At 69.0% G+C, this 19108-nt stretch carries 21 protein-coding genes; 10 read left to right on the top strand and 11 right to left on the bottom strand.

What is annotated here, in order from left to right:
* Positions 1-20: 20 nt before the first annotated feature.
* Together mnmH and selD are read right to left on the bottom strand one after the other, a co-directional pair.
* Positions 21-1082, bottom strand: coding sequence for a tRNA 2-selenouridine(34) synthase MnmH (mnmH, locus tag PSV23_RS03015; RefSeq protein WP_300466031.1), 1062 nt, complete (start codon positions 1080-1082; stop codon positions 21-23).
* On the bottom strand, positions 1079-2125 hold the full coding sequence (selD, locus tag PSV23_RS03010; RefSeq protein WP_300466030.1) for a selenide, water dikinase SelD: 1047 nt from the start codon (positions 2123-2125) through the stop codon (positions 1079-1081). The genes mnmH and selD overlap by 4 nt, the downstream gene beginning before the upstream one ends.
* A 113-nt stretch (positions 2126-2238) precedes the next feature.
* Between selD and PSV23_RS03005 the strand changes: the two genes are divergently transcribed.
* From PSV23_RS03005 to PSV23_RS02975, 7 genes are all read left to right on the top strand, one after another.
* Positions 2239-3558, top strand: a complete 1320-nt coding sequence (locus PSV23_RS03005) for an amidohydrolase (protein ID WP_300466029.1) — start codon at positions 2239-2241, stop codon at positions 3556-3558.
* A 56-nt stretch (positions 3559-3614) separates the two neighbouring features.
* Positions 3615-3836 carry a cysteine protease gene (locus PSV23_RS03000; RefSeq protein ID WP_300466028.1) on the top strand — a complete coding sequence of 74 codons (222 nt, stop codon included), beginning with the start codon at positions 3615-3617 and terminating at the stop codon, positions 3834-3836.
* 61 nt (positions 3837-3897) lie between these two features.
* Positions 3898-4563, top strand: coding sequence for a glutathione S-transferase (locus PSV23_RS02995; RefSeq protein WP_300466027.1), 666 nt, complete (start codon positions 3898-3900; stop codon positions 4561-4563).
* 89 nt (positions 4564-4652) lie between these two features.
* Complete coding sequence (locus tag PSV23_RS02990; protein WP_300466026.1) at positions 4653-4868, top strand: hypothetical protein; 216 nt, start codon at positions 4653-4655, stop codon at positions 4866-4868.
* Positions 4869-5004: 136 nt separating this feature from the next.
* Positions 5005-5478, top strand: a complete 474-nt coding sequence (greA, locus tag PSV23_RS02985; protein ID WP_300466025.1) for a transcription elongation factor GreA — start codon at positions 5005-5007, stop codon at positions 5476-5478.
* Positions 5479-5482: 4 nt separating this feature from the next.
* Positions 5483-5902 (top strand): VOC family protein, encoded by a 420-nt coding sequence (locus PSV23_RS02980; RefSeq protein ID WP_300466024.1) that lies wholly within the window; start codon positions 5483-5485, stop codon positions 5900-5902.
* Positions 5899-6882 carry a mitochondrial fission ELM1 family protein gene (locus PSV23_RS02975; protein ID WP_300466023.1) on the top strand — a complete coding sequence of 328 codons (984 nt, stop codon included), beginning with the start codon at positions 5899-5901 and terminating at the stop codon, positions 6880-6882. Before PSV23_RS02980 ends, PSV23_RS02975 begins: the two co-directional genes overlap by 4 nt.
* On the opposite strand, the gene PSV23_RS02970 is transcribed toward PSV23_RS02975, so the two are convergent.
* Positions 6879-7163: a hypothetical protein gene (locus tag PSV23_RS02970; RefSeq protein WP_300466022.1), complete on the bottom strand. Its 285-nt coding sequence runs from the start codon at positions 7161-7163 to the stop codon at positions 6879-6881. The genes PSV23_RS02975 and PSV23_RS02970 overlap by 4 nt on opposite strands.
* Positions 7164-7238: 75 nt before the next feature.
* Here PSV23_RS02970 and trxB point away from each other — a divergent pair, with 75 nt between their 5' ends.
* On the top strand, positions 7239-8264 hold the full coding sequence (trxB, locus tag PSV23_RS02965; RefSeq protein WP_370460990.1) for a thioredoxin-disulfide reductase: 1026 nt from the start codon (positions 7239-7241) through the stop codon (positions 8262-8264).
* Between the two features lie 6 nt (positions 8265-8270).
* Here trxB and PSV23_RS02960 read toward each other — a convergent pair whose 3' ends face one another.
* The 4 genes from PSV23_RS02960 to PSV23_RS02945 form a co-directional block, all read right to left on the bottom strand.
* On the bottom strand, positions 8271-8678 hold the full coding sequence (locus tag PSV23_RS02960; RefSeq protein ID WP_300466021.1) for a response regulator: 408 nt from the start codon (positions 8676-8678) through the stop codon (positions 8271-8273).
* Positions 8679-8776: 98 nt separating this feature from the next.
* On the bottom strand, positions 8777-10327 hold the full coding sequence (locus PSV23_RS02955) for a sensor histidine kinase (RefSeq protein ID WP_300466020.1): 1551 nt from the start codon (positions 10325-10327) through the stop codon (positions 8777-8779).
* 86 nt (positions 10328-10413) lie between these two features.
* Positions 10414-11604 carry a cell wall hydrolase gene (locus PSV23_RS02950; protein WP_300466019.1) on the bottom strand — a complete coding sequence of 397 codons (1191 nt, stop codon included), beginning with the start codon at positions 11602-11604 and terminating at the stop codon, positions 10414-10416.
* Positions 11605-11700: 96 nt separating this feature from the next.
* On the bottom strand, positions 11701-12180 hold the full coding sequence (locus tag PSV23_RS02945) for a Dps family protein (protein WP_300466018.1): 480 nt from the start codon (positions 12178-12180) through the stop codon (positions 11701-11703).
* Positions 12181-12350: 170 nt separating this feature from the next.
* Between PSV23_RS02945 and PSV23_RS02940 the strand changes: the two genes are divergently transcribed.
* Positions 12351-15665 (top strand): PAS domain S-box protein, encoded by a 3315-nt coding sequence (locus PSV23_RS02940; RefSeq protein WP_300466017.1) that lies wholly within the window; start codon positions 12351-12353, stop codon positions 15663-15665.
* Here PSV23_RS02940 and PSV23_RS02935 read toward each other — a convergent pair.
* Both PSV23_RS02935 and PSV23_RS02930 read right to left on the bottom strand, forming a co-directional pair.
* Positions 15662-16024: a DUF6481 family protein gene (locus tag PSV23_RS02935; RefSeq protein ID WP_300466016.1), complete on the bottom strand. Its 363-nt coding sequence runs from the start codon at positions 16022-16024 to the stop codon at positions 15662-15664. The two genes, PSV23_RS02940 and PSV23_RS02935, sit on opposite strands and share 4 nt — an antisense overlap.
* A 160-nt stretch (positions 16025-16184) precedes the next feature.
* Positions 16185-16370: a hypothetical protein gene (locus tag PSV23_RS02930; protein WP_300466015.1), complete on the bottom strand. Its 186-nt coding sequence runs from the start codon at positions 16368-16370 to the stop codon at positions 16185-16187.
* A gap of 463 nt (positions 16371-16833) precedes the next feature.
* On the opposite strand from PSV23_RS02930, the gene PSV23_RS02925 reads away from it, so the two are divergent.
* Positions 16834-17925 carry a cell wall hydrolase gene (locus PSV23_RS02925; RefSeq protein ID WP_300466014.1) on the top strand — a complete coding sequence of 364 codons (1092 nt, stop codon included), beginning with the start codon at positions 16834-16836 and terminating at the stop codon, positions 17923-17925.
* Positions 17926-17958: 33 nt separating this feature from the next.
* On the opposite strand, the gene PSV23_RS02920 is transcribed toward PSV23_RS02925, so the two are convergent.
* Both PSV23_RS02920 and nadC read right to left on the bottom strand, forming a co-directional pair.
* Positions 17959-18174 (bottom strand): hypothetical protein, encoded by a 216-nt coding sequence (locus tag PSV23_RS02920; protein ID WP_300466013.1) that lies wholly within the window; start codon positions 18172-18174, stop codon positions 17959-17961.
* Between the two features lie 72 nt (positions 18175-18246).
* On the bottom strand, positions 18247-19104 hold the full coding sequence (gene nadC, locus PSV23_RS02915) for a carboxylating nicotinate-nucleotide diphosphorylase (protein ID WP_300466012.1): 858 nt from the start codon (positions 19102-19104) through the stop codon (positions 18247-18249).
* Between the last annotated feature and the right edge of the window lie 4 nt (positions 19105-19108).

Below are 19108 nucleotides of genomic sequence, written 5' to 3'. Positions count from 1 at the left end.
TCCACGCCCGACCGCCGGATTCAGCGGGCGTTGAGGCCGGCGAGCACCTCGACGGTCTGGTCGGCGGCCGTTTCGAGTGCGTCGTCGTCGAGCGATGCGATCCCGACGACGGCCCGTTCGGGGCGCGCCCGACCCTGGCCCTGGCGGCGGTAGGCCGGGTCGTAGTGGTGGACGATCAGGTCGACGGCCAGGGTCTCGACCTCCCCGGCGGCGGCGAGGGCGCGCCACTCTGCGACCATTTGCTTGCCGATGTGGCGCGGCAGGCGGGTCAGGGCCGTGTCGAGGGCCAGGCGGTCGGCGGCGAAGTCGGCGTAGTCGCGCACGGTGCGGGCGGCGCGAACCTCGACCGGGGACTCGAGACGGATGGTCGGGGCGGCGGCCATGGCGGCCCACAGGGACGGCGGGACGACGCGGGCGCCGATCTTCGAACTCTCGGCCTCGACCAGCACGGGGCGGGCGGGATCGAGGCGGGACAGGGCGTCGTGCAGCCGGCTCTCGAAGGCCTTCTGCGACGGCTGGCCGCCGGGCATGGCCCCGAACAGGGAGCCGCGATGGGCGGCGAGGGCCTCGAGGTCGAGGGTCTGGACGCCGCGCGCGGCGACGGCGCCGAGCAGGGCCGTCTTGCCGACGCCGGTGGGGCCGTCGAGCAGGACGAGCGAGTGCGCGAGCGGCGCGTCGTAGAGGGCCGCCTTCACCTGCCGCCGCCAGGTCTGGTAGCCGCCGTCCAGCACCGTCACCGGCCAGCCGACCTGGTCCATCACCGTGACCATGGCCCCGGACCGCTGTCCGCCGCGCCAGCAATAGACCAGCGGCTTGAACCCCCCGCCCCGGTCCGCGAGCGCCCCTTCCAGATGGGCCGCGATATTGCGCGCCACCAGCGCCGCGCCGTTGCGCCGGGCCAGGAATTTGGAGCCCTGCACATATTCGGTCCCGACCACCGCCCGCTGGGCGTCGTCCAGCACCGGCAGGTTGATGGCTCCGGGGATATGGTCCAGCGCGAACTCGGCCGGACTGCGCACGTCGATGATGGCGTCGAAGGCGTCGCGCGCCCCGGGCGACAGATCGGCCGTGCGCCGGATCATCCGACGACCCGCACCCGCGCCGGCCCATCGACGACGCGTCCCACGACGGCGGCCCGGTCGAAACCCTCGGCGCGGGCCAGATCGAGGAGCGTCCCGGCCTGATCGGCGGCGACGGAGATCAGCAGTCCGCCGGACGTCTGGGGATCGGTCAGCAGGTTGCGGCGCCAGTCCGGCAGGTCGCCGGGCAGGTCGACGCCGGCGGCGTAGCTGTCCCAGTTGCGGCCCGAGGCGCCGGTGCAGACGCCCGCCGCGGCCAGCGGCTCGACCCCGTCCAGCAACGGCGGCTGCGCCGTCAGCTCGACGGTCAGACCTGATCCGCGCGCCATCTCCAGCGCATGACCCAGCAGGCCGAAGCCCGTCACGTCGGTCACTGCATGCACCCCCGCCCGTCCGGCCAGCCGCGCTCCCAGGGTGTTCAACCGGGTCGTCGAGGCGATCAGGGCGGCGTAGCCCGCCGGCTCCAGCGCGCCCGACTTGAACGCCGCGCTCAACACGCCGACGCCCAGCGCCTTGGTCAGGATCAGCACGTCCCCGGCCCGCGCGCCGCGGTTGGTAAGCACCTGATCCGGATGCACCAGCCCCAGGGCGACCAGGCCGTAGATCGGCTCGACGCTGTCGATCGAATGGCCGCCGGCGACCGGTATGCCCGCCGCCGCGCAGACCGCCGCCCCGCCCTGCAGGATCAGGCCGATGGTGTCGGCGGACAGGATCTTCACCGGCATGCCGACCAGGGCCAGGGCGAAGATCGGCGTCGCCCCCATGGCGTAGACATCCGACAGGGCGTTGGTCGCGGCGATGCGGCCGAAGTCGAACGGATCGTCGACCACGGGCATGAAGAAGTCGGTCGTGGCCACCAGCGCCTGCCGGTCGTTCAGCCGCCAGACCGCCGCGTCGTCGCTGGTCTCGGTTCCGACCATCAGATCGGCGAACACCGCCGCCTGGGGGATTCCCTTCAGGATGTCCTGCAGCACGGCCGGGGCCAGCTTGCAGCCGCAGCCGCCGCCATGGGCGAGGGAGGTCAGGCGGGGCTCGGGCGTGTTCATGCGTCGGGCTTAGAGCCAAACCCTTGCCGAACTCAACAGCCGGGCCGTCCGCATTCGCCGTTGCCAGCCCGCCGCCGTCGGACCAATGTCACGCCTCAAACCGGGGGTGAACGATGCGACTTCTTCTTGCGACGACGGCGGCGCTGGCGCTGCTGGGGTCTGGTCCCGCCCAAGCCCAGGCGGGCCCGACCGACGACACGCTGCGCCAGGCCGTCGCGCGAGACTATGACGCCAACCTGGGCGCCCTGTTCGACGACTTCCATCGCAACCCCGAACTGTCGGGCCTGGAGGTTCGCACCGCCGGGATCATGGCGGCCCGGCTGACCGCCCTCGGCTATGACGTCACCAGCGGCGTCGGGGGCACGGGCGTTGTCGCGGTGCTGCGCAACGGCGAAGGCCCGACGGTCATGATCCGCGCCGACATGGACGGACTGCCGCTGAGCGAACAGTCGGGCCTCGCCAACGCCTCGACGGTGCATCAGACCGACAGCGACGGCGTCGAAAAGCCGGTCATGCATGCCTGCGGCCACGACGTGCACATCACCGCCCTGATCGGCACGGCGCGGCAGATGATGGCGCGGCGCGCGGACTGGTCGGGAACCCTGGTCCTGATCGCCCAGCCGGCCGAGGAGCGCATCTTCGGCGCCCGGGCCATGGTCGAGGACGGCCTCTATACCCGCTTCCCCAAGCCCGACTACGCCCTCGCCTTCCACGTCTCGGCCGACCTCGCCACCGGACTGGTGGACGTGCCGCTGGCCATCACCTCGTCCAGTTCGGACAGCATCGACATCGCGGTTCACGGCGTCGGCACGCACGGTGCCTATCCGCACAAGGGCGTCGATCCGATCGTGGTCGCCTCGGCCATCGTCATGAACCTGCAGACCCTGCCCAGCCGCAGCATCAATCCGCTGGAGGGGGCGATCGTCACCGTCGGCGCCATCCACGGCGGCATCAAGCACAACATCATCTCCGACCGCGTGGACATGCAACTGACGGTCCGCGCCGACAATCCGGAAACGCGCACCGCCCTGCTGGACGGCATCGACCGCGTTTCTCGCGGGACGGCCCTGGCGCTGGGCGTGCCGGAGGACCGGCTGCCGACCGTGGTGCGTTCCACGGAAAACACGCCGCCGACCATCAACGACGCCGCCACCGCCACCCGGGTCCGGACCGCCATCGGCGGAGCCATGGGCGCCGACCGTGTCGTGGATGTCGCCCGCACCGGCATGGGCGCCGAGGATTTCGCCTATTTCGTCACGCCCGAGAGCGGTGTGAAGGGGGTCTATTTCAGCGTCGGCGGCACCCCGGCCGATCAGGTCGCAAACGCGCCGGGCCACCACTCGCCCCTGTTCCGCATCGATCCGCGCCCCTCGGTCACGACCGGCGTCGAGGCCACGGTCGTGGCGGCCCAGGCCCTGATGCCGAAAGACTGAGGCGCGCCTGAACCGTTCCCGGCCCCGTCCGTTTCACCGGCGACCCGGAGAGCTTCATGCCCATTCCCAAACTCGCGACCCTGATTGGCGGCCTGTTGCTCAGCAAGGGTGGGCGGCGCATGGCGGGCCGCCACGCCGGCAAGCTGGCGCTGGCCACCCTGGCCTTCCAGCTGTGGGAGCAACGGCAGGCGGCGAAGCATCCAGGACGGCCCCAATCCTCTACGGCCCAGCCCCGGACGGCCCATCCGCGCCAGCGCTGGAGCGGACGCCGCGTCTGAATCCGCTGGACCGACGCCGCGTCAACCGCGCTAACTGCGTCGGCCAAGCGGAGCCGTCGCCATGATCACCGTCCATCACCTCAACGATTCCCGGTCCCAGCGCGTGCTGTGGCTGCTGGAGGAACTGGGCGCGCCCTATGAGGTGAAGCGGTACCAGCGCGACGCGAAGACCATGCTGGCCCCGCCGGACCTGAAGGCCATCCATCCGCTGGGCAAGTCGCCCGTGCTGGACGATGGCGACGCCCGCGTGGCCGAAACCGGGGCCATTATCGAATATCTGCTCGAGACCCATCCCGCCTCCGGCCTTCGCCCCGCGAGCGGAACCGAGGCCGCGCGGCGCTTCACCTACTGGCTGCACTACGCCGAGGGCTCGGCCATGACGCCCCTGCTGCTGAAGCTGATCTTCAGCGCCATCCCCGGCCGCGTGCCCTTCCTCGCCCGCCCGGTCGCCCGGGGCATCACCAAGGCCATGAACGCCAATATGATCGACCCGCAGCTGGCGGCGCACACCGCCCTGTGGGAGGCCGAACTGGCCCGCTCCGCCTGGTTCGCCGGCGACGCCTTCTCGGCCGCCGACATCATGATGAGCTTCCCGGTCGAGGCCGCGGGATCGCGGGTCGGCTACGGCGCCGAAAAGCCGCGCCTGAAGGCCTTCCTCCAGACCATCCACGCCCGGCCGGCATACCGGAGGGCCCTGGAAAGAGGCGGGCCGTACAGCTACGCCTGACGATGGCTTGGGCGCCACAGGCCGCCCGTGATCCATTCTGAATCCGGGAAAAGGGGCAACCCCGGCCTGAGTGAAACGTTGATCACCCCATGCGCCCGAGAACCGTTCAAGTCATCGCCGCCCTTGTGGCCGCCGTCGCCTTCATCCTCGCCTTCATGGCCGCAGGCGTCTTCTTGCTGTCCAGCCTGTTCATGGCCCTGGGTCTGGCCGCCATTGGCTGGCTGGCCTGGAGCCTGGTCGGTCGGGTCAAACTGTGGGGCAGTATCCAGCAAATCCGCGAGCGGCGGCGCAAGGCTGTCACATAACGACAATCTGTCGGAAACGTCTTGCCTCTTGAACCTTGGGGCGGGGCGCCCTACCCTCTTGGGCCGGTCGCGAGCGCCCAGCGACCCTTGGCGTCACCAACCTTTAGTCGGGCGATAGCTCAGAAATTCACGACATATGGAAAAAGTGCCGATGACGGCCGAGGGCTACCGTGTCCTCGACGATCAGCTGAAGCAATTGAAGTCCGTGGAGCGGCCGAGCGTGATCTCGGCCATCTCGGAAGCGCGCGAGCATGGCGATCTGTCTGAAAACGCAGAGTATCACGCCGCCAAGGAACGTCAGGGCTGGATCGAAGGCCAGATCGCCGACATCGAGGACAAGATCAGCCGCGCCCAGGTCATCGACGTCTCCAAGCTGAACGGCAATCAGGTCATGTTCGGCGCCACGGTCACCGTGGTCGACGAGGACACCGAGGAAGAGAGCCGCTACCAGATCGTCGGCGAGCACGAAGCCGATGTGAAGGCGGGCAAGGTCTCCGTCGCCTCGCCGATCGCGCGTTCGCTGATCTCCAAGGAAGTCGGCGACGTGGTCGAGGTGAACACCCCCGGCGGCGTCAAGGCCTACGAAATCCTCAAGGTCGAGTGGAAATAGCCCGATGACTGACGCCCCCGGAACGCGCCCGCCGCTGGTGTCGCATGTTTCGGTCGGCGTCACCGACCTCGCCCGGGCCGGCGCCTTCTATGACGCCGTGATGGCCACGCTGGGCGCCCGGCGGATCATGGAGCATCAGGTAGGCATCGGCTACGGCCGCGCCTTCCCCGAGTTCTGGGCCGCGTACCCCCACGACGGCGGCGCGGCCGAGGCCGGCAACGGAAGCCACATCTGCTTCAATGCCGCCGACCCTGCGGCGGTCGCCGCCTTCCATGTCGCCGGCCTGGGCGCGGGCGGAAGCGATGACGGCGCGCCGGGTCCGCGGCCCGAATACGCCCCCGGCTATTTCGCCGCCTTCCTGCGCGATCCCGACGGCAACAAGGTCGAGGCCATGTGCTGGGTCGCGCCGCCTCCGGCGACGTGAGCGCACCGCTCTCCATCTGGGTTGTCTCCGACGGCCGCATTGGCATGGAGAACCAGGCCCTGGGCCTGGCAGAGGCGGTCCAGCGCCTGACCCCCGCCGATATCAGCGTCCGCCGGATCCGCTGGCGCAAGGTCTTCGACAAACTGCCCTCGGCGCTGAAGACATCGTGGATGCTGGACCTCTCGTCCGACTCCACCGAACCCGCCTCCGGCGAGGCCTGGCCCGATATCTGGATCGCCACCGGCCGCGCCACCCTGCCGATGTCCGCCCGCGTCCGGGCTGCGTCGGGGGGGCGGACCTTCGTGGTCCAGACCCAGGACCCGCGGTGGCGCACCGCGGCCTATGACCTGATCGTCGCCCCCGCCCATGATCGGATCGAGGGCCCGAACGTGCTGTCGATCACCGGATCGCCCCATCGGGTCGCGCCGGAACGACTGGCGGAGAACTCGGCGGCCTTTGCGGACCAACTGGCGGCCCTGCCCTCTCCCCGCGTCGCCGCGCTGATCGGCGGGCGCTCGAGAGCCTTCGACCTGACCGGGGACCACGCCGCCGACCTTGCCGGGCGGATCGCCAGGGCCATCGAGGCGGCGAACGGCTCGCTGATGTTGACCTTCTCGCGCCGCACGCCCGCGGCGGCGAAGGCGGCGATGACCGCCCGGCTGGCGCATCTGCCGGGCCTGATCTGGGACGGCGCGGGCGCCAATCCCTATTTCGCCTTCCTGAACTTTGCCGACCATGTGCTGGTTACCGAGGACAGCGCCAACATGGCCGCCGAGGCGGCGTCCACGGGCAAGCCCGTGCTCATCCTGCCAATGATCCCGCTGAAGCCGGCGGACAAGTTCGCGCGCCTGCACGCGAACCTGCGCGAGCGCGGGGCCGCGCGGCCATTCGAGGGAAGTCTCGAGGCCTGGAGCTATGCGCCGCTGGATGAGACAGCGCGCGCCGCCCGGACGATGCTGGAGCGGATGAAGCGGGCCTAGTCGCCGCCGCCTCCGTCTCCCCCGCCTCCGTCGGACCCCGCATCGGACCCGTCCGCGTCCTTGCCGCGACCGCCCCCGTCCGACGTATGGGTCACGCCGCTGTCCGAGCTGTCCTTTCGGCGGCTTCCGGCGCTCCGGCTGTCCATCGCGACGCCCAGTCCCATCCCGATGGCGACGCCCAGGCCGATGCCGATCGCGAGGTTGTCCATGGCGATGCCGATCGCCGCGCCGACCCCCACGCCCAGCGCCAGACCGATGCCTATGAAACTGCGGCCTTCCATGTCGTCCCTCCGTCAGACCTGTGAACAGGTGGAACCTACCATCGCAAGAAGCGGAATCAGCGCCTAAATAGGGGCATGAGCATTTTGAGAACCGTCCCCCTTCGCCAGGCGAGAGTCGTCATCATCGGCTCCGGCCCCGCCGGCTGGACCGCGGCCATCTACGCCGCCCGCGCCATGCTGAAGCCCGTCGTTATCGCCGGCCTGCAGCCCGGCGGTCAGCTGACCATCACCACCGATGTCGAGAACTACCCCGGTTTCGCCGACGTCATCCAGGGGCCTTGGCTGATGGAGCAGATGCGCGCCCAGGCCGAGCACGTCGGAACCGAGATCATCGAGGACATCGTGGTCAAGGCCGACCTCAGCCAGCGGCCTTTCCGCCTGACGCTGGATTCCGGGACGGAAATGCTGGCCGAGACCGTGATCATCTCCACCGGCGCCCAGGCCAAATGGCTGGGGCTGGAGTCCGAGGCGAAATACCAGGGCTTCGGCGTCTCCGCCTGCGCCACCTGCGACGGCTTCTTCTATCGCGGCAAGGACGTGATCGTGGTCGGCGGCGGCAACACCGCCGTCGAGGAGGCGCTCTTCCTGACCAAATTCGCGGCCAAGGTCACGGTCGTGCACCGCCGCGACGAGTTCCGCGCCGAACGCATCCTGCAGGACCGTCTGCTCGCCAATCCCAAGGTCGAGGTGATCTGGGACAACGCCATCGACGAGATCCTGGGCGAAACCAACACCATAGGCGGGGTCAACGTCACGGGCGCCCGCCTGAAAAACGTGAAGACGGGCGAGACCCGCGATCTGTCCGCCGACGGCGTCTTCATCGCCATCGGCCACGCGCCATCCTCGGAACTGTTCGCCGGCCAGCTGGAAACCAAGCAGGGCGGCTATCTGGTGGTGAAACCGGGTACGACGGCCACGGCCATCGAAGGCGTATGGGCCGCGGGCGACGTGACTGACGACATCTACCGCCAGGCCGTCACCGCCGCGGGCATGGGCTGCATGGCGGCGCTTGAGGCGGTGCGTTTCCTCGCCGAGGAAGACCACGCCAAGGCGCACCACCCGATTTCGCACAAGCAGGCGGAAAAGATCGGCGTCTGGTAGCCGGCGTCAGCCGAACAGCTGCAGCTCGGGCGGGGCGTATTCGACCGGCCGTCCCGCCCGGCGGCGCAGGGCATAGTCCACCGCCGTCTGCACGGCGCGCTCGTCGGTCGGCTTGGACAGGACGCCGATCGTGCCGGCCACGCCATTGCGCACCATGCCGGGGTTGGCGGTCATGAACAGGACGGTCACGCCCAGATCCTGACCCAGCTCGCGTCCCAGATCGATGCCGGTCGGGCCGTCGGACAGATGGATGTCGACCAGCGCCAGATCGACTTCGGTGTCCTGAACCAGACGCCGCGCCGTATGCGCGTCAGAGGCCGTTCCGACCACCTCGTGGCCGAGATCTTCCAGCACGAAGCGCAGCTCCATCGCCACCAGTGCTTCGTCTTCAATGACCAGGATACGCGCACTCATCGGGTTTCGGACACTCGGTCTCTCTTATCGCGACCGCAGCATGCGATCAGCCTGCCAAATCAACGCTGACCCGGATGCGGGGTTGCCGGCCAACCCCGTTATGCGACAATTTGTGCGGCGCGGCGTCGTGACAGGGCGGTGGCCGGCAGGTCGGCGGTCACCCGCAGTCCTTCGGGCGCCCAGATCCGTTCCAGCCGCCCGCCCAGCTGGTTCTCGACCGACAGGGTGGCCAGTGACGAGCCGAACCCGATCCTCGTCGGCTCGCCCGCGACCGGGGGCCCGCCCCGCTCTTCCCACGCCAGGATGAACCGGTCGCCCTCGTTGCGCGTGTCCAGGGTGACCGCCCCTCCTTCCACCGACAGGGCTCCATATTTCGCGGCATTGGTGGCGAGCTCATGGAACAGAAGGGCGACCGAGGTCGCGGCCTGGTCGTCGAACACCGCATCGTCGCCGGTGACCGTGATCCGCATTTGCCCGTCCAGCGTCGCATAGGGTTTGAACAGGTCGTTGAGAAAGGCGTGCAGCGTCGTCGTCCCGACGGTCGGGCGCGAGGTGTCGGTGTGCGGCCGCACGAACTCATGGGCGCGAGCCAGGGCGTTGATCCGCGTCCGCACCGCCGCCGCGAATTCCTTCGCCTCCGGGAACTGGCGCGCCGACAGGGCGATCAGGGCCGAGACAACGGCGAAGATGTTCTTGATCCGGTGGCTCAGCTCCTGACTCAGCAAGTCCTTGGAATCGACCACCCGTTTCAGGTCCTCGATATCCGTACAGGTGCCGAACCAGCGCGTGATCCCGCCCTTCCCGTTCCGGATCGGCGAAGCCCGGCCCAGCGTCCAGCGGTAGACGCCATCGGCGCGCCGCAGCCGGTATTCGATCTCGTAGGGTTCGCCGGTTTCCAGCGAATGGCTCCAACGCTCCCAGGCGCGCGCCTGGTCGTCGGGGTGGAACATGCCGTTCCAGCCTTCGCCGTCGGTCGATCCCGCGGCCACGCCGGTGAACTCGTACCAACGCGCATTGTAGTAGTCGTGGAAGCCGTCCGGCCGCGTCGACCAGACCATCTGCGGCATGGAGTCGGCGATGGCGCGGAATCTCGCCTCGCTTTCCGCGAGGGCCGCCGCCGTGGTCACCAGATCGGCATCTGCCCGGCGCCCCGCCGCCAGCGCCTTGCGCAGGTTCAGCAGGTTCATCACCTGGCGCGCCAGCACCTCCAGCGCCTCGACCTGGACGGGGGTCAGCCCCTCGGGGCGCGGCCGGGTGTCAAGGACGCACAGGGTGCCGAGCGGCAGGCCGGCCTCGTCCTTCAACAGCACGCCGGCGTAGAATTTCGGGCCTTCGGGCGCCGTGACCAGAGGATTGCAGGCGAACCGCGGGTCCTGCGTCGCATCCGGAACCACCAGTTGGTCCCGTTCGAGCAGGGCGTGGCGACAGAAGGAGGTTTCCAGCGGCGTCTCGCGTACGCCCAGCCCCACCTCGGACTTGAACCATTGCCGATTGGCGTCGATCAGGTTGACCACGGCGATGGGCGCGTCACACAGCCGGGCCACCAGCGCGGTGATGTCGTCGAACGCAGGCTCTCGTTCGGAATCGAGGATGTCGTAGGACTGCAGGGCCGCAAGGCGATCCGTCTCATTCCAGGCGGTCGTGGTCATCCGGGGTCCGTTGTTCACGCCTGTGCGCGCCGAGATCAGGAAATGCGCAAAAGCGAATGCCGTTGCAAAGCTTGGCGTGGCGGGCGTCAGGCGCCCGGACGGCCGACTTCCTCGACCGCCATGGGCGTCACGCCCGGAGCGACGACGACCGTCGCCGCGGGTGCGGGCGCTGCGGGGGCTTCGAAGGCGGCCAGCCGCTCGTTGATGGCCGCGATGTCGGACGCCGAGGCCTGACGGCGCCCGCCGAGGGAGGCGACCCCGACGACCCGGGTCTGGCCGTCGATCTGGACGGTCCGCATGACGCTCTCGCCGTTGGCGGCGGCCTCGGCCAGCGCCTTTTCCGCCTCGGCCGCGGTGGCGATCCGGATGCGCGGCCGCGAGAATCGCGCCTCGTCAATCAGGGGCTCACGGCCCGAATAGCGTTGGCTGAAGGCCGCCGGCTCTCCATAGACGCCCTTCCACCGGTAGAAGATGTGTGCGCCGATCTGGGTCAGCTTGTTCAGCGTCGGCGACCACCACGGATGCACATAATCGGCGTGATAGTGGGTCGCCGTCCCCACGGCGGCCGACACATGGCCGGCCAGGGCCCGTTCCGCGACCCGCTTCGCCCGCTCCCACGCCCAGCCCACGGGCGCCTGGCCCAGCGCGCCGTCGCAGGTGAAGCTGAACTGGCAGCCCGTCGTGCGCTCGGCCCCCTCGAACACCACGCCGCAGACGGTGTTGGCGTAGTTGGGATCGCGCACGCGGTTCAGAATGACCTGGGCGACGGCTTCCTGGCCCTCGGTCGGCTCCAGCGCCGCCTCATAATACACACCCTGGGTCAGGCAGCGCAGCGCGCGGCGCCGGTCCTCGCCTGTGGCCGGCTTGAAGACGAAGGGAGCCGCCGTGCGCAGATACTGTGAAGCGTTCGGCGTCGCGGCGTTCAGCTTCATGGCGTCCAGGCCGATGGCGCCGAATTCCAGCGTCGGCCGGCCGGCCAGGGTCAGGCTCTCCCAGCCAGCGGTCAGGCCATACAGCGCCGGCTGGCGCTCGCCCGGATCGTGACGCAGCGCGACGGCCAGTTGCGACGGATCCATGCGACCGGTGATGGCGGCCATGCCGCGGGCGCCCAGGTCGCCCCTGGTCAGGGTCCGGACGGCGTCGGCGCGGCGGTCGATCTCGGGCCGGGGGGTCGAGCTGGCGGCCATGGCCACGCCGAAAGCGGCCAGCACCACGGGCACGCCGGCGGCATACCGCCGCGTCCGTTTCAGCGTCGATCTCCAGTCGATCCCGGCCAAATTCCAGCTCCAATGGACGGCCTTGGCCGCCTCAACATCTTCCATGCCCGTCAAGCGGGGCGCTTTTCAGGCGGAAAAGCGCCGTTTGGTCAAGCCTCAACGCCCGCCGAGGGTCGATCGCAGCATCCAGGCGAACTTCTCATGCGCCGCCAGCCGCTGCGTCATCAGGTCGGCCGATGCCTCGTCGCCGGCCTCATCAGCGACCGCGAGCGCCTTGCGAGTGGTGGCGATCAGGGTTTCGTGATCCTGCATCAGCTCCTTGAGCATGGCGTTCGCCTCCTTCTCGGGGTCCCCATCCTTGATCGAGGTCAGATTTCCGAACCCTGAAAAGCTCTGCGGGGCGAGCACACCCAGGGCGCGGATACGCTCGGCGAGGTCGTCCAGCGCGGCCCATATGTCCCGGTACTGCTGTTCCAGCAGATTGTGGAAGCTGAAGAACTCGGGACCGCGTACGTTCCAGTGATAGCCGTGGGTCTTCAGGTAGACGGCGAAACTGTCGGCCAGCACCTTGGTCAGTTCCTGGGCGACATCGGAGCGCTCGGCCCTGGTCAGGCCGGTGTCGATCGTGGCGGGCATGCGGAACTCCTGGGAAGGTTGAAACGGTCGGGGTTGAAGTGGGCATCGCCGACGCATTCGCCAAGACAGGATGTTCGGGCAACCACGGAATGAATGGCGAGACCTGAAGGAACGTGATCCTTCCCAATACGTTGCGAAGGATCGCGCGCGTCGCGAGCGGGGGTTGTCGAGTGGGCGCGGCCGGGTTTCTCAGACGTCTGTCAAATGCTGACGCCGCACTGAGTGGACTGGCGCGGATTCCGCCCCGGCCGTGGTGGGTCAACGTCCTGATCGGTCTGGCGTTCGCCGCCCTGGTTCTGGCGATCCGCTGGGCCCTGTCCGGCTTCTATGGCCAGATCAGCGGTTTCATCATCTTGTTGCCGGGAGTCGTTCTGGCGGCGTTGGCCGCGGGCCGGCTGGCGGGCGCGACCACGGTTGTGGCCGCCCTGCTCGGCGGCTGGTTGATCGCCGGTCCCGGCGCCGTGGGCGTGGGAATATCGTCGCCCATGGGCGTGATCGCGACGACCAACTTCATTGTCGTCGGCCTGTTCATCGCCGTCGTCGCCGCCTCGCTGCGCAAGACGCTCGCGCGGCTGGACCATTCGATCGCGGAGCTGTCCGCCGCGGACGCCCGCGTCGGCGAAAGCGACGCCCGCTTCCGGCTGATGGCCGACACCGCGCCGTCGCCGGTCTGGATGACCAATGCGAACGCCGAGGTCGAGTTCGTCAACGCCGCCCTGGTCAAATACTACGGCCGTCCCGCCGAACAGCTTCTGGGGCACGTCTGGAAACAGACCATCCACCCCGACGATCAGGCTTCGGTCGAGGCGGCGATGGCGAGCGCGCGGCCGGCGCGCCGGCCCTATGACTTCGAGGCCCGGTTCCAGCGCGCCGATGGCGGGTGGCGCTGGATGCGCGTCTCCGTCAATCCGCGGTTCGGCTCCGACCAGACCTTTCTCGGCTACGTCGGCATGGCCTTCGATGTCAGCGAGACGCGCGAGGCGCTGGATGCGCTGGCCGCCCTCGAACGGCGCCAGACATTCCTGCTGGAGCTGGCCGACAGACTCCGCGACCTCGCGTCTCCGGAAGAGATCATGATCGAGGCCGGGCGGGCAGTCGGCGCGGAGCTCGGCGCCGACCGTGTCGGCTATGGCGAGGTGGATCAGGAACGCGGGGTGGTCTTCATGAACCCCGACTGGACCGCCGGCGTCGTCAGCGCCCAGGGCGAGTTCCGCCCCGAGGATCTCGGCGCTGACCTGATCACCGATCTGGCGGAAGGACAGTTGATCCGCATCCCGGATGTTCAGACGGACGCGCGGACACGGGACGCCCTGGAGGTTTTCCAGCGGCTGGAGACACGGGCTCTCATGCGCGCGCCGGTCATTCGCGGAGGCGGTCTGAGGGCGTTCATGTACGCCCACCACGCCAGCGTGCGCGAATGGAGCGAACCGGAATCGGATCTCCTGCAGGAGGTCGCGGTCCGCACCTGGACCGAAATCGAGCGGGCCCGCGCGGAGGCCGCGGTCCGGGAGAGCGAGGCCCGCTTCCGCGCCATCGCCGACACCGCACCCGTGCTGATCTGGGTCACCCAGCAGGATCGCACGCGCGCGTTCGTCAACCAGGCCTATGTCGCGTTCAACGGCGGAACCTACGACGAGGCGCGACTGGCCGACTGGCGCGCCGTCATCCATCCCGACGACCATGAACGCATCATCCAGGAATCGCTCGCCGGAGAGGCGACGGGCCAGGCTTTCTCGATGGAGGCGCGGTATTTGCGCCATGACGGGGAGTACCGGTGGTTGAAGTCCTTCTCGCGGCCCCGGCTGGGTGCTGGCGGCGCGGTTCTGGGCTTCGTTGGCGTGGCGTTCGACGTGACGGACATGCGCGAGGCCAGCGACCGGCTGATGGAGTCCGAGACCCGGTTCCGCACCGTGGCCGATAGCGCGCCCGCCCTGATCTGGATGCTGGACGCCGAGGGCAGGCCCAGCTTCATCAACCGCCGCTACCGCGCCTTCTTCGGCATCGAGTCCGAGCTGGACGTGGTCGAGGGCTGGCGAAAGCTGGTTCACCCCGACGACATCCAGGCCTTCCTGGCCGCCTTCAACGAGGCCGTGGACCGGCACGACCGCTTCGAAGGCCTGATCCGGACCCGCCATCCCGTGATGGGCGAGCGATGGCTGCGCTGCGAGGCCCTGCCCCGTTTCGACGCCGGCGGAAAATACCAGGGCTATGTCGGCGCCAACGTCGACGTCACCGAGGCCAAACAGGCCGAGGAGGACCTCAAACGCATCAACGAACTGCTCGAGGAGCGCGTCGGTGAGGCGATGGCGGAGAAGGCCAAGGCCGAGGCTGACCTGATGCACGCCCAGCGAATGGAGGCCGTCGGCCGGCTGACGGGCGGCGTGGCCCACGACTTCAACAATCTCCTGACCGTCGTCATCGGCGCCCTGGACATCATGCTGCGCTCGCCGAACGACGCGGCCAAACGCCAGAAACTGGGCGAGGCCGCCCTGGCCGCCGCCCGTCGCGGCGAGGGTCTGACGCACCAGTTGCTGGCCTTCTCGCGCCGGCAGGCCCTGCGCCCCGAGGCCGTCGACCTGAACGCCCAGATTCGCGAAAGCGAGCCGCTGCTGCGCCGGGCCGTGGGGGAGGCCGTCGAGTTCAAGCTCAAGCTGCGCCGTGGCGGGGCCCGGGTCAGCGTCGACCCGTCCCAGTTCGAGGCCGCCCTGCTGAACCTCGTCGTCAACGCCCGCGACGCCGTCGGCGACAAGGGGCGGATCACGGTCGAGACCCTGTCCTGCACCGTCAAGGCCGGCGAGGTGACCGACCTGTCGCCCGGCGACTATGTCTGCGTCACGGTGTCGGACAATGGCTCCGGCATGCCGCCCGACGTGATCGCCCGGGTGTTCGAACCCTTCTTCACCACCAAGGCGGTCGGCAAGGGCACCGGTCTGGGCCTGAGCCAGGTCTATGGCTTTGCGCGCCAGAGCGGCGGGGCGGCCCACATAGTCTCGGCCGTGGGGCGCGGCACGGAGATCAAACTCTATCTCCCGCCGCTCGCCGAGGATGCCGCGCCCGCGATCGAGGCAAGCCCGTCGGCAACCCAGACAATGAAAGCGGGCCGCCGCCTCCTGCTCGTCGAGGACGACGTCAGCGTCACCGTCGTGGCGCTGGAGTTGCTGGAGAGTCTCGGGCTGGAGGTCCGGGCCGTTGAAACCGCCCCCCAGGCGCTGGAGCTGCTCAAGCGCGAGCGTTTCGACATCATGCTGAGTGATGTGGTCATGCCCGGCGGCATGACCGGCATCGAGCTTGCGCGCCGGTGCGAGCGCGACCATCCCGACATGCGGGTCGTGCTGACGTCCGGCTATGCGGGCGACGACGTGGACGCGGCCCTGGCGGACGCGCCCTGGCCGTTCCTGCGCAAACCCTATTCGGGCGACCAGCTGGCGCGCATCCTGGGCGATCTCACGCCCGAGGATGCGCGCCAGCCGTCTGAAGCGACCTAGCGGGTGCGGGCCTTGCGGGCGGCGTAGCGCGCGTCGCGGGCGGCCTTCTGTTCTTCCTTGGTCAAAGCCTTGCGCTCCTTGCGGGCGGCGCGCTTCTCGGCCTCGATCGCTTCCTGGGCCTCGACGTCGGACGCGAGGCGGGCGGCTTCCTTGTCGGCCTTTTCACGGCGCGCTTCGGCCTTGGTCAGCTCGTGCTGTTGACGCAGGGCTTCCTTCTCGGCGGCGCGCTTGAGCGCCAGCTTCTCGAATTCGGGGTCGGGTGCGGCGGGTTTGGCCTTGAACCGGGCGAGCAGGGCCTTCTTGGCCTCCTGCTGGGTGGTCAGGCGGTCGGCGAAGCCGGTTTGTTTCAGATCTCTCATGCGGAGGTCGTCGATGTCCTTGATCGTTTGTCGGATACGCGGAACGGCGCGGGGCGAACGTCTCTTCAACCCGGGCGCGTCGGCTAACCCTATATAGGCGCCGAAATCAAGGTTGCGAGGCGGGATCGGTCCCGCCCCGCTCACTCGACGGAGAAGTGTGTCAGTTCGGTTTCTCGGCCTGGCCCACTGCGGCGCCCGCCGCGCCGCCCACCGCCGCGCCCACCGGACCGGCGACAAGGGCCCCGGCGATCGCGCCCGTGGCGGCCTTCTGTTCGATGGTCTGCCCACAGCCCGCGGCGGCGACGGCAGTGGCGGCCAGGACAAGGGTGACGGCAATACGTTTCATGACGGAATCTCCCGATAGCGCCGCTTGAACGCGGTTTCGCCGCGTCGGTTCCGGCTCTACGTGCAAAGTCAAAATCGTCAACGAAACCATAACGACTACAATAGATCATCCACGCCTTAATCATTGCAATGCAGAATCACCGCGTCATCGTGTTGTGTTCATGATCGGAAATACAGCAAAATTGCGATAGATTGGGAGCGACAACACGACTCCGCCCGCCGGATCATTTCAGCTTACATATCCACACCCACGCGATGTTGCGTCGCACCCGAATCTTGCGAATCAACCACATTGGCGCCACAAACGGCTGGCTTAAGGCGCGTCCTCGACGGCTGGCCCATTCGCCGACCGCCGATTTACCGCAAACGGATCGCGACGCCGATCTCCACGAGATTGGAGAGGGTCGCCCGGTTGCGAGACTATCCGGGGGCGGCATAGCGCCCTGCTGAACAGGACTGAGCTCTTGCCGAACGCCCCGCACACGTGCGCGAAAGCTCCTGTCGATCGTCTGGCCCGTATCCGGCCCGGCACGGCGGCTGCGGCTTTCGGCGTTGTGATGGGGCTGGCCGTGGGCTGCGCCTATCTGGGCGGGACGGCGGCCAAGGCCACTACCGTGCGGAACCAGGCGGAACGGATCGAGGGCGCCACGGCGGCCGGATTTACCGAGGAAGCACTCGCCGCTGCGGCGGGCGGTCTCGACGAAAGCGCCCTGGCCATCGCCCGGCGCCACGATCCCTACACCGTCGCCGGCGGCGCCCAGCGCGACCGCCAGGCCGAACTGATGACCGCGCGCCTCGAACAGCTGCGCGCCCGGCCCGGCGCTTCCGCCCTGCGCCAGGTCAGCCTGACCGGCCCGGTCGCGGCTCAGCCCTTCCGCCTCGGCGGCGCCCTGGACGCCTCGCGCGATCTCGAGTGCCTGACCCAGGCCGCCTATTACGAAGCCCGCGGCGAAGGCCGCGACGGCATGCGCGCCGTGGCCCAGGTCGTCCTGAACCGCGTGCGTCATGCTGCGTTCCCCAACAGCGTCTGCGGCGTCGTCTTCCAGGGGGCGGGCCGCCGGACCGGCTGCCAATTCAGCTTCACCTGCGATGGCTCCATGCGCGGCCGGGTCAACCAGGTCGCCTGGAACCGGGCCCGTGAAGTCGCCTCCAGCGCCCTGTCCGGCGGCGTCTTCGCCCCGGTCGGAAACGCCACCTTCTTCCACACCACGGGCGTCTCGCCGGGCTGGCGCCACGCCATGGTGCGGGTCAATCAGGTCGGCGACCACCTGTTCTACCGCTTCGGCGGCCGGTCAGGCTCGCGCGGCGCCTTCACCTATACGGCTCGGCCGTCAGGCCCGGCTGAAGGCCCGCGTCTGATCCAGGCCAGCATGGACCCGACCGGCACGGTTCGCGAAGCCGGCGCCGTCGCCTACAATCTGCTGGCGTCGCAGGACAATCGCGGCGCCCCGGTTGAGGCGGCTCCCGCCGCCGTCTCATCCCCGCCGTCGCCCGCTACGGCGGCTCCGTTGGAAGCGCCTGCGGCTCCGGCCGAAACCACGCCCGCCGCGGCCTGACCCATCAGGCATGCCGGCTTTCCTCGGCCGTGATCAGCGATTCTGGACCTTCCACTGGTTGGTCAGGTTCTGCTTCAGATTGCCGAACCGCCCCTGCTGATCAAGATTGACATCGGAGTCCCCGGGCTGGCCCGTCTGGATCTCTGTCTCGAGATCGCGACGGTCGCTGTCGGCGGCTTCATCAGCCGATTTGACGCCCTTGTCGGCGTAGCTGCGCTGTTCCTTGGGAATTCTGGGGGCGTGGGTCATCGAAGTCTCCTTCCGTCCCCTGATAAACCCCGTGTCGAGGCCGCCGTTCCGTAGCGGCGTTCGCCGATCCGTTCAGACGACGTCCAGGCCGATGTCCAGCGACGGCGCGGAATGGGTCAGGGCCCCGACCGAGATCACGTCCACCCCCGTCTCCGCGATAGCGCGCACCGTCCCCAGATTGACCCCGCCCGAGGCTTCCAGCACCGGCCGGCCGAACGGCGAGACCCGGGCCCGCTCCACCGCCTCGCGCAGCATCGGCAGGGTGAAATTGTCCAGCATGATCACGTCCGGCCGTTCGGCCAGCGCCTCATCCAGTTGATCCAGGCCGTCGACCTCGACCTCGACCTTCATCAGGTGACCCATCGCGGTCCGCGCGCGGCGGATCGCCTCGCCCACGCCGCCGCAGACGGCGACGTGATTGTCCTTGATCAGGATCGCGTCATCCAGGCCGAAGCGGTGATTGACCCCGCCGCCGCACAGGACCGCGTGTTTCTCCAGCGCCCTCAGGCCCGGCGTCGTCTTGCGCGTATCGGCGATGCGCGCCTTCGTTCCGGCCACGGCCTCGACATAGGCCCGCGTCAGGGTCGCCACGCCGCTCAGCCGGCCCACCAGGTTCAACGCCGTCCGCTCGGCGGCCAGAAAGGCCCGCGCGTCCGCCTCGACCTCGGCCAGGACCGCGCCCGCCCCGAAGGCGTCGCCGTCGCGCAGCTTCAGCTCGACCGAGGCCCCGGGATCCATGGCCAGCACGCTCAGCCGCACGCAGTCGATCCCGGCCAGAACGCCCGGTTTGCGCGCCACGAACGACGCCCGCATGCGCGCGCCTTCGGGAATGCAGGCCTGGGCCGTCACATCGCCGGCGCGGCCCAGATCCTCGGTCAGGGCCATCAGGATCACCGGCTCGATCAGCAGGTCGGGCAGTTGTCTGATCATGGCT

Source organism: Brevundimonas sp., assembly GCF_029946145.1.
Lineage (GTDB): Bacteria > Pseudomonadota > Alphaproteobacteria > Caulobacterales > Caulobacteraceae > Brevundimonas.
This window is presented reverse-complemented; position numbering and strand designations above follow the sequence as displayed.

Coding starts and splice junctions, on each gene's coding strand:
- mnmH (WP_300466031.1), bottom strand. CDS start 1,082: ATGATCCGGCGCACGGCCGATCTGTCGCCCGGGGCGCGCGACGCCTTC.
- selD (WP_300466030.1), bottom strand. CDS start 2,125: ATGAACACGCCCGAGCCCCGCCTGACCTCCCTCGCCCATGGCGGCGGC.
- PSV23_RS03005 (WP_300466029.1), top strand. CDS start 2,239: ATGCGACTTCTTCTTGCGACGACGGCGGCGCTGGCGCTGCTGGGGTCT.
- PSV23_RS03000 (WP_300466028.1), top strand. CDS start 3,615: ATGCCCATTCCCAAACTCGCGACCCTGATTGGCGGCCTGTTGCTCAGC.
- PSV23_RS02995 (WP_300466027.1), top strand. CDS start 3,898: ATGATCACCGTCCATCACCTCAACGATTCCCGGTCCCAGCGCGTGCTG.
- PSV23_RS02990 (WP_300466026.1), top strand. CDS start 4,653: ATGCGCCCGAGAACCGTTCAAGTCATCGCCGCCCTTGTGGCCGCCGTC.
- greA (WP_300466025.1), top strand. CDS start 5,005: ATGGAAAAAGTGCCGATGACGGCCGAGGGCTACCGTGTCCTCGACGAT.
- PSV23_RS02980 (WP_300466024.1), top strand. CDS start 5,483: ATGACTGACGCCCCCGGAACGCGCCCGCCGCTGGTGTCGCATGTTTCG.
- PSV23_RS02970 (WP_300466022.1), bottom strand. CDS start 7,163: ATGGAAGGCCGCAGTTTCATAGGCATCGGTCTGGCGCTGGGCGTGGGG.
- trxB (WP_370460990.1), top strand. CDS start 7,239: ATGAGCATTTTGAGAACCGTCCCCCTTCGCCAGGCGAGAGTCGTCATC.
- PSV23_RS02960 (WP_300466021.1), bottom strand. CDS start 8,678: ATGAGTGCGCGTATCCTGGTCATTGAAGACGAAGCACTGGTGGCGATG.
- PSV23_RS02955 (WP_300466020.1), bottom strand. CDS start 10,327: ATGACCACGACCGCCTGGAATGAGACGGATCGCCTTGCGGCCCTGCAG.
- PSV23_RS02945 (WP_300466018.1), bottom strand. CDS start 12,180: ATGCCCGCCACGATCGACACCGGCCTGACCAGGGCCGAGCGCTCCGAT.
- PSV23_RS02935 (WP_300466016.1), bottom strand. CDS start 16,024: ATGAGAGATCTGAAACAAACCGGCTTCGCCGACCGCCTGACCACCCAG.
- PSV23_RS02930 (WP_300466015.1), bottom strand. CDS start 16,370: ATGAAACGTATTGCCGTCACCCTTGTCCTGGCCGCCACTGCCGTCGCC.
- PSV23_RS02920 (WP_300466013.1), bottom strand. CDS start 18,174: ATGACCCACGCCCCCAGAATTCCCAAGGAACAGCGCAGCTACGCCGAC.
- nadC (WP_300466012.1), bottom strand. CDS start 19,104: ATGATCAGACAACTGCCCGACCTGCTGATCGAGCCGGTGATCCTGATG.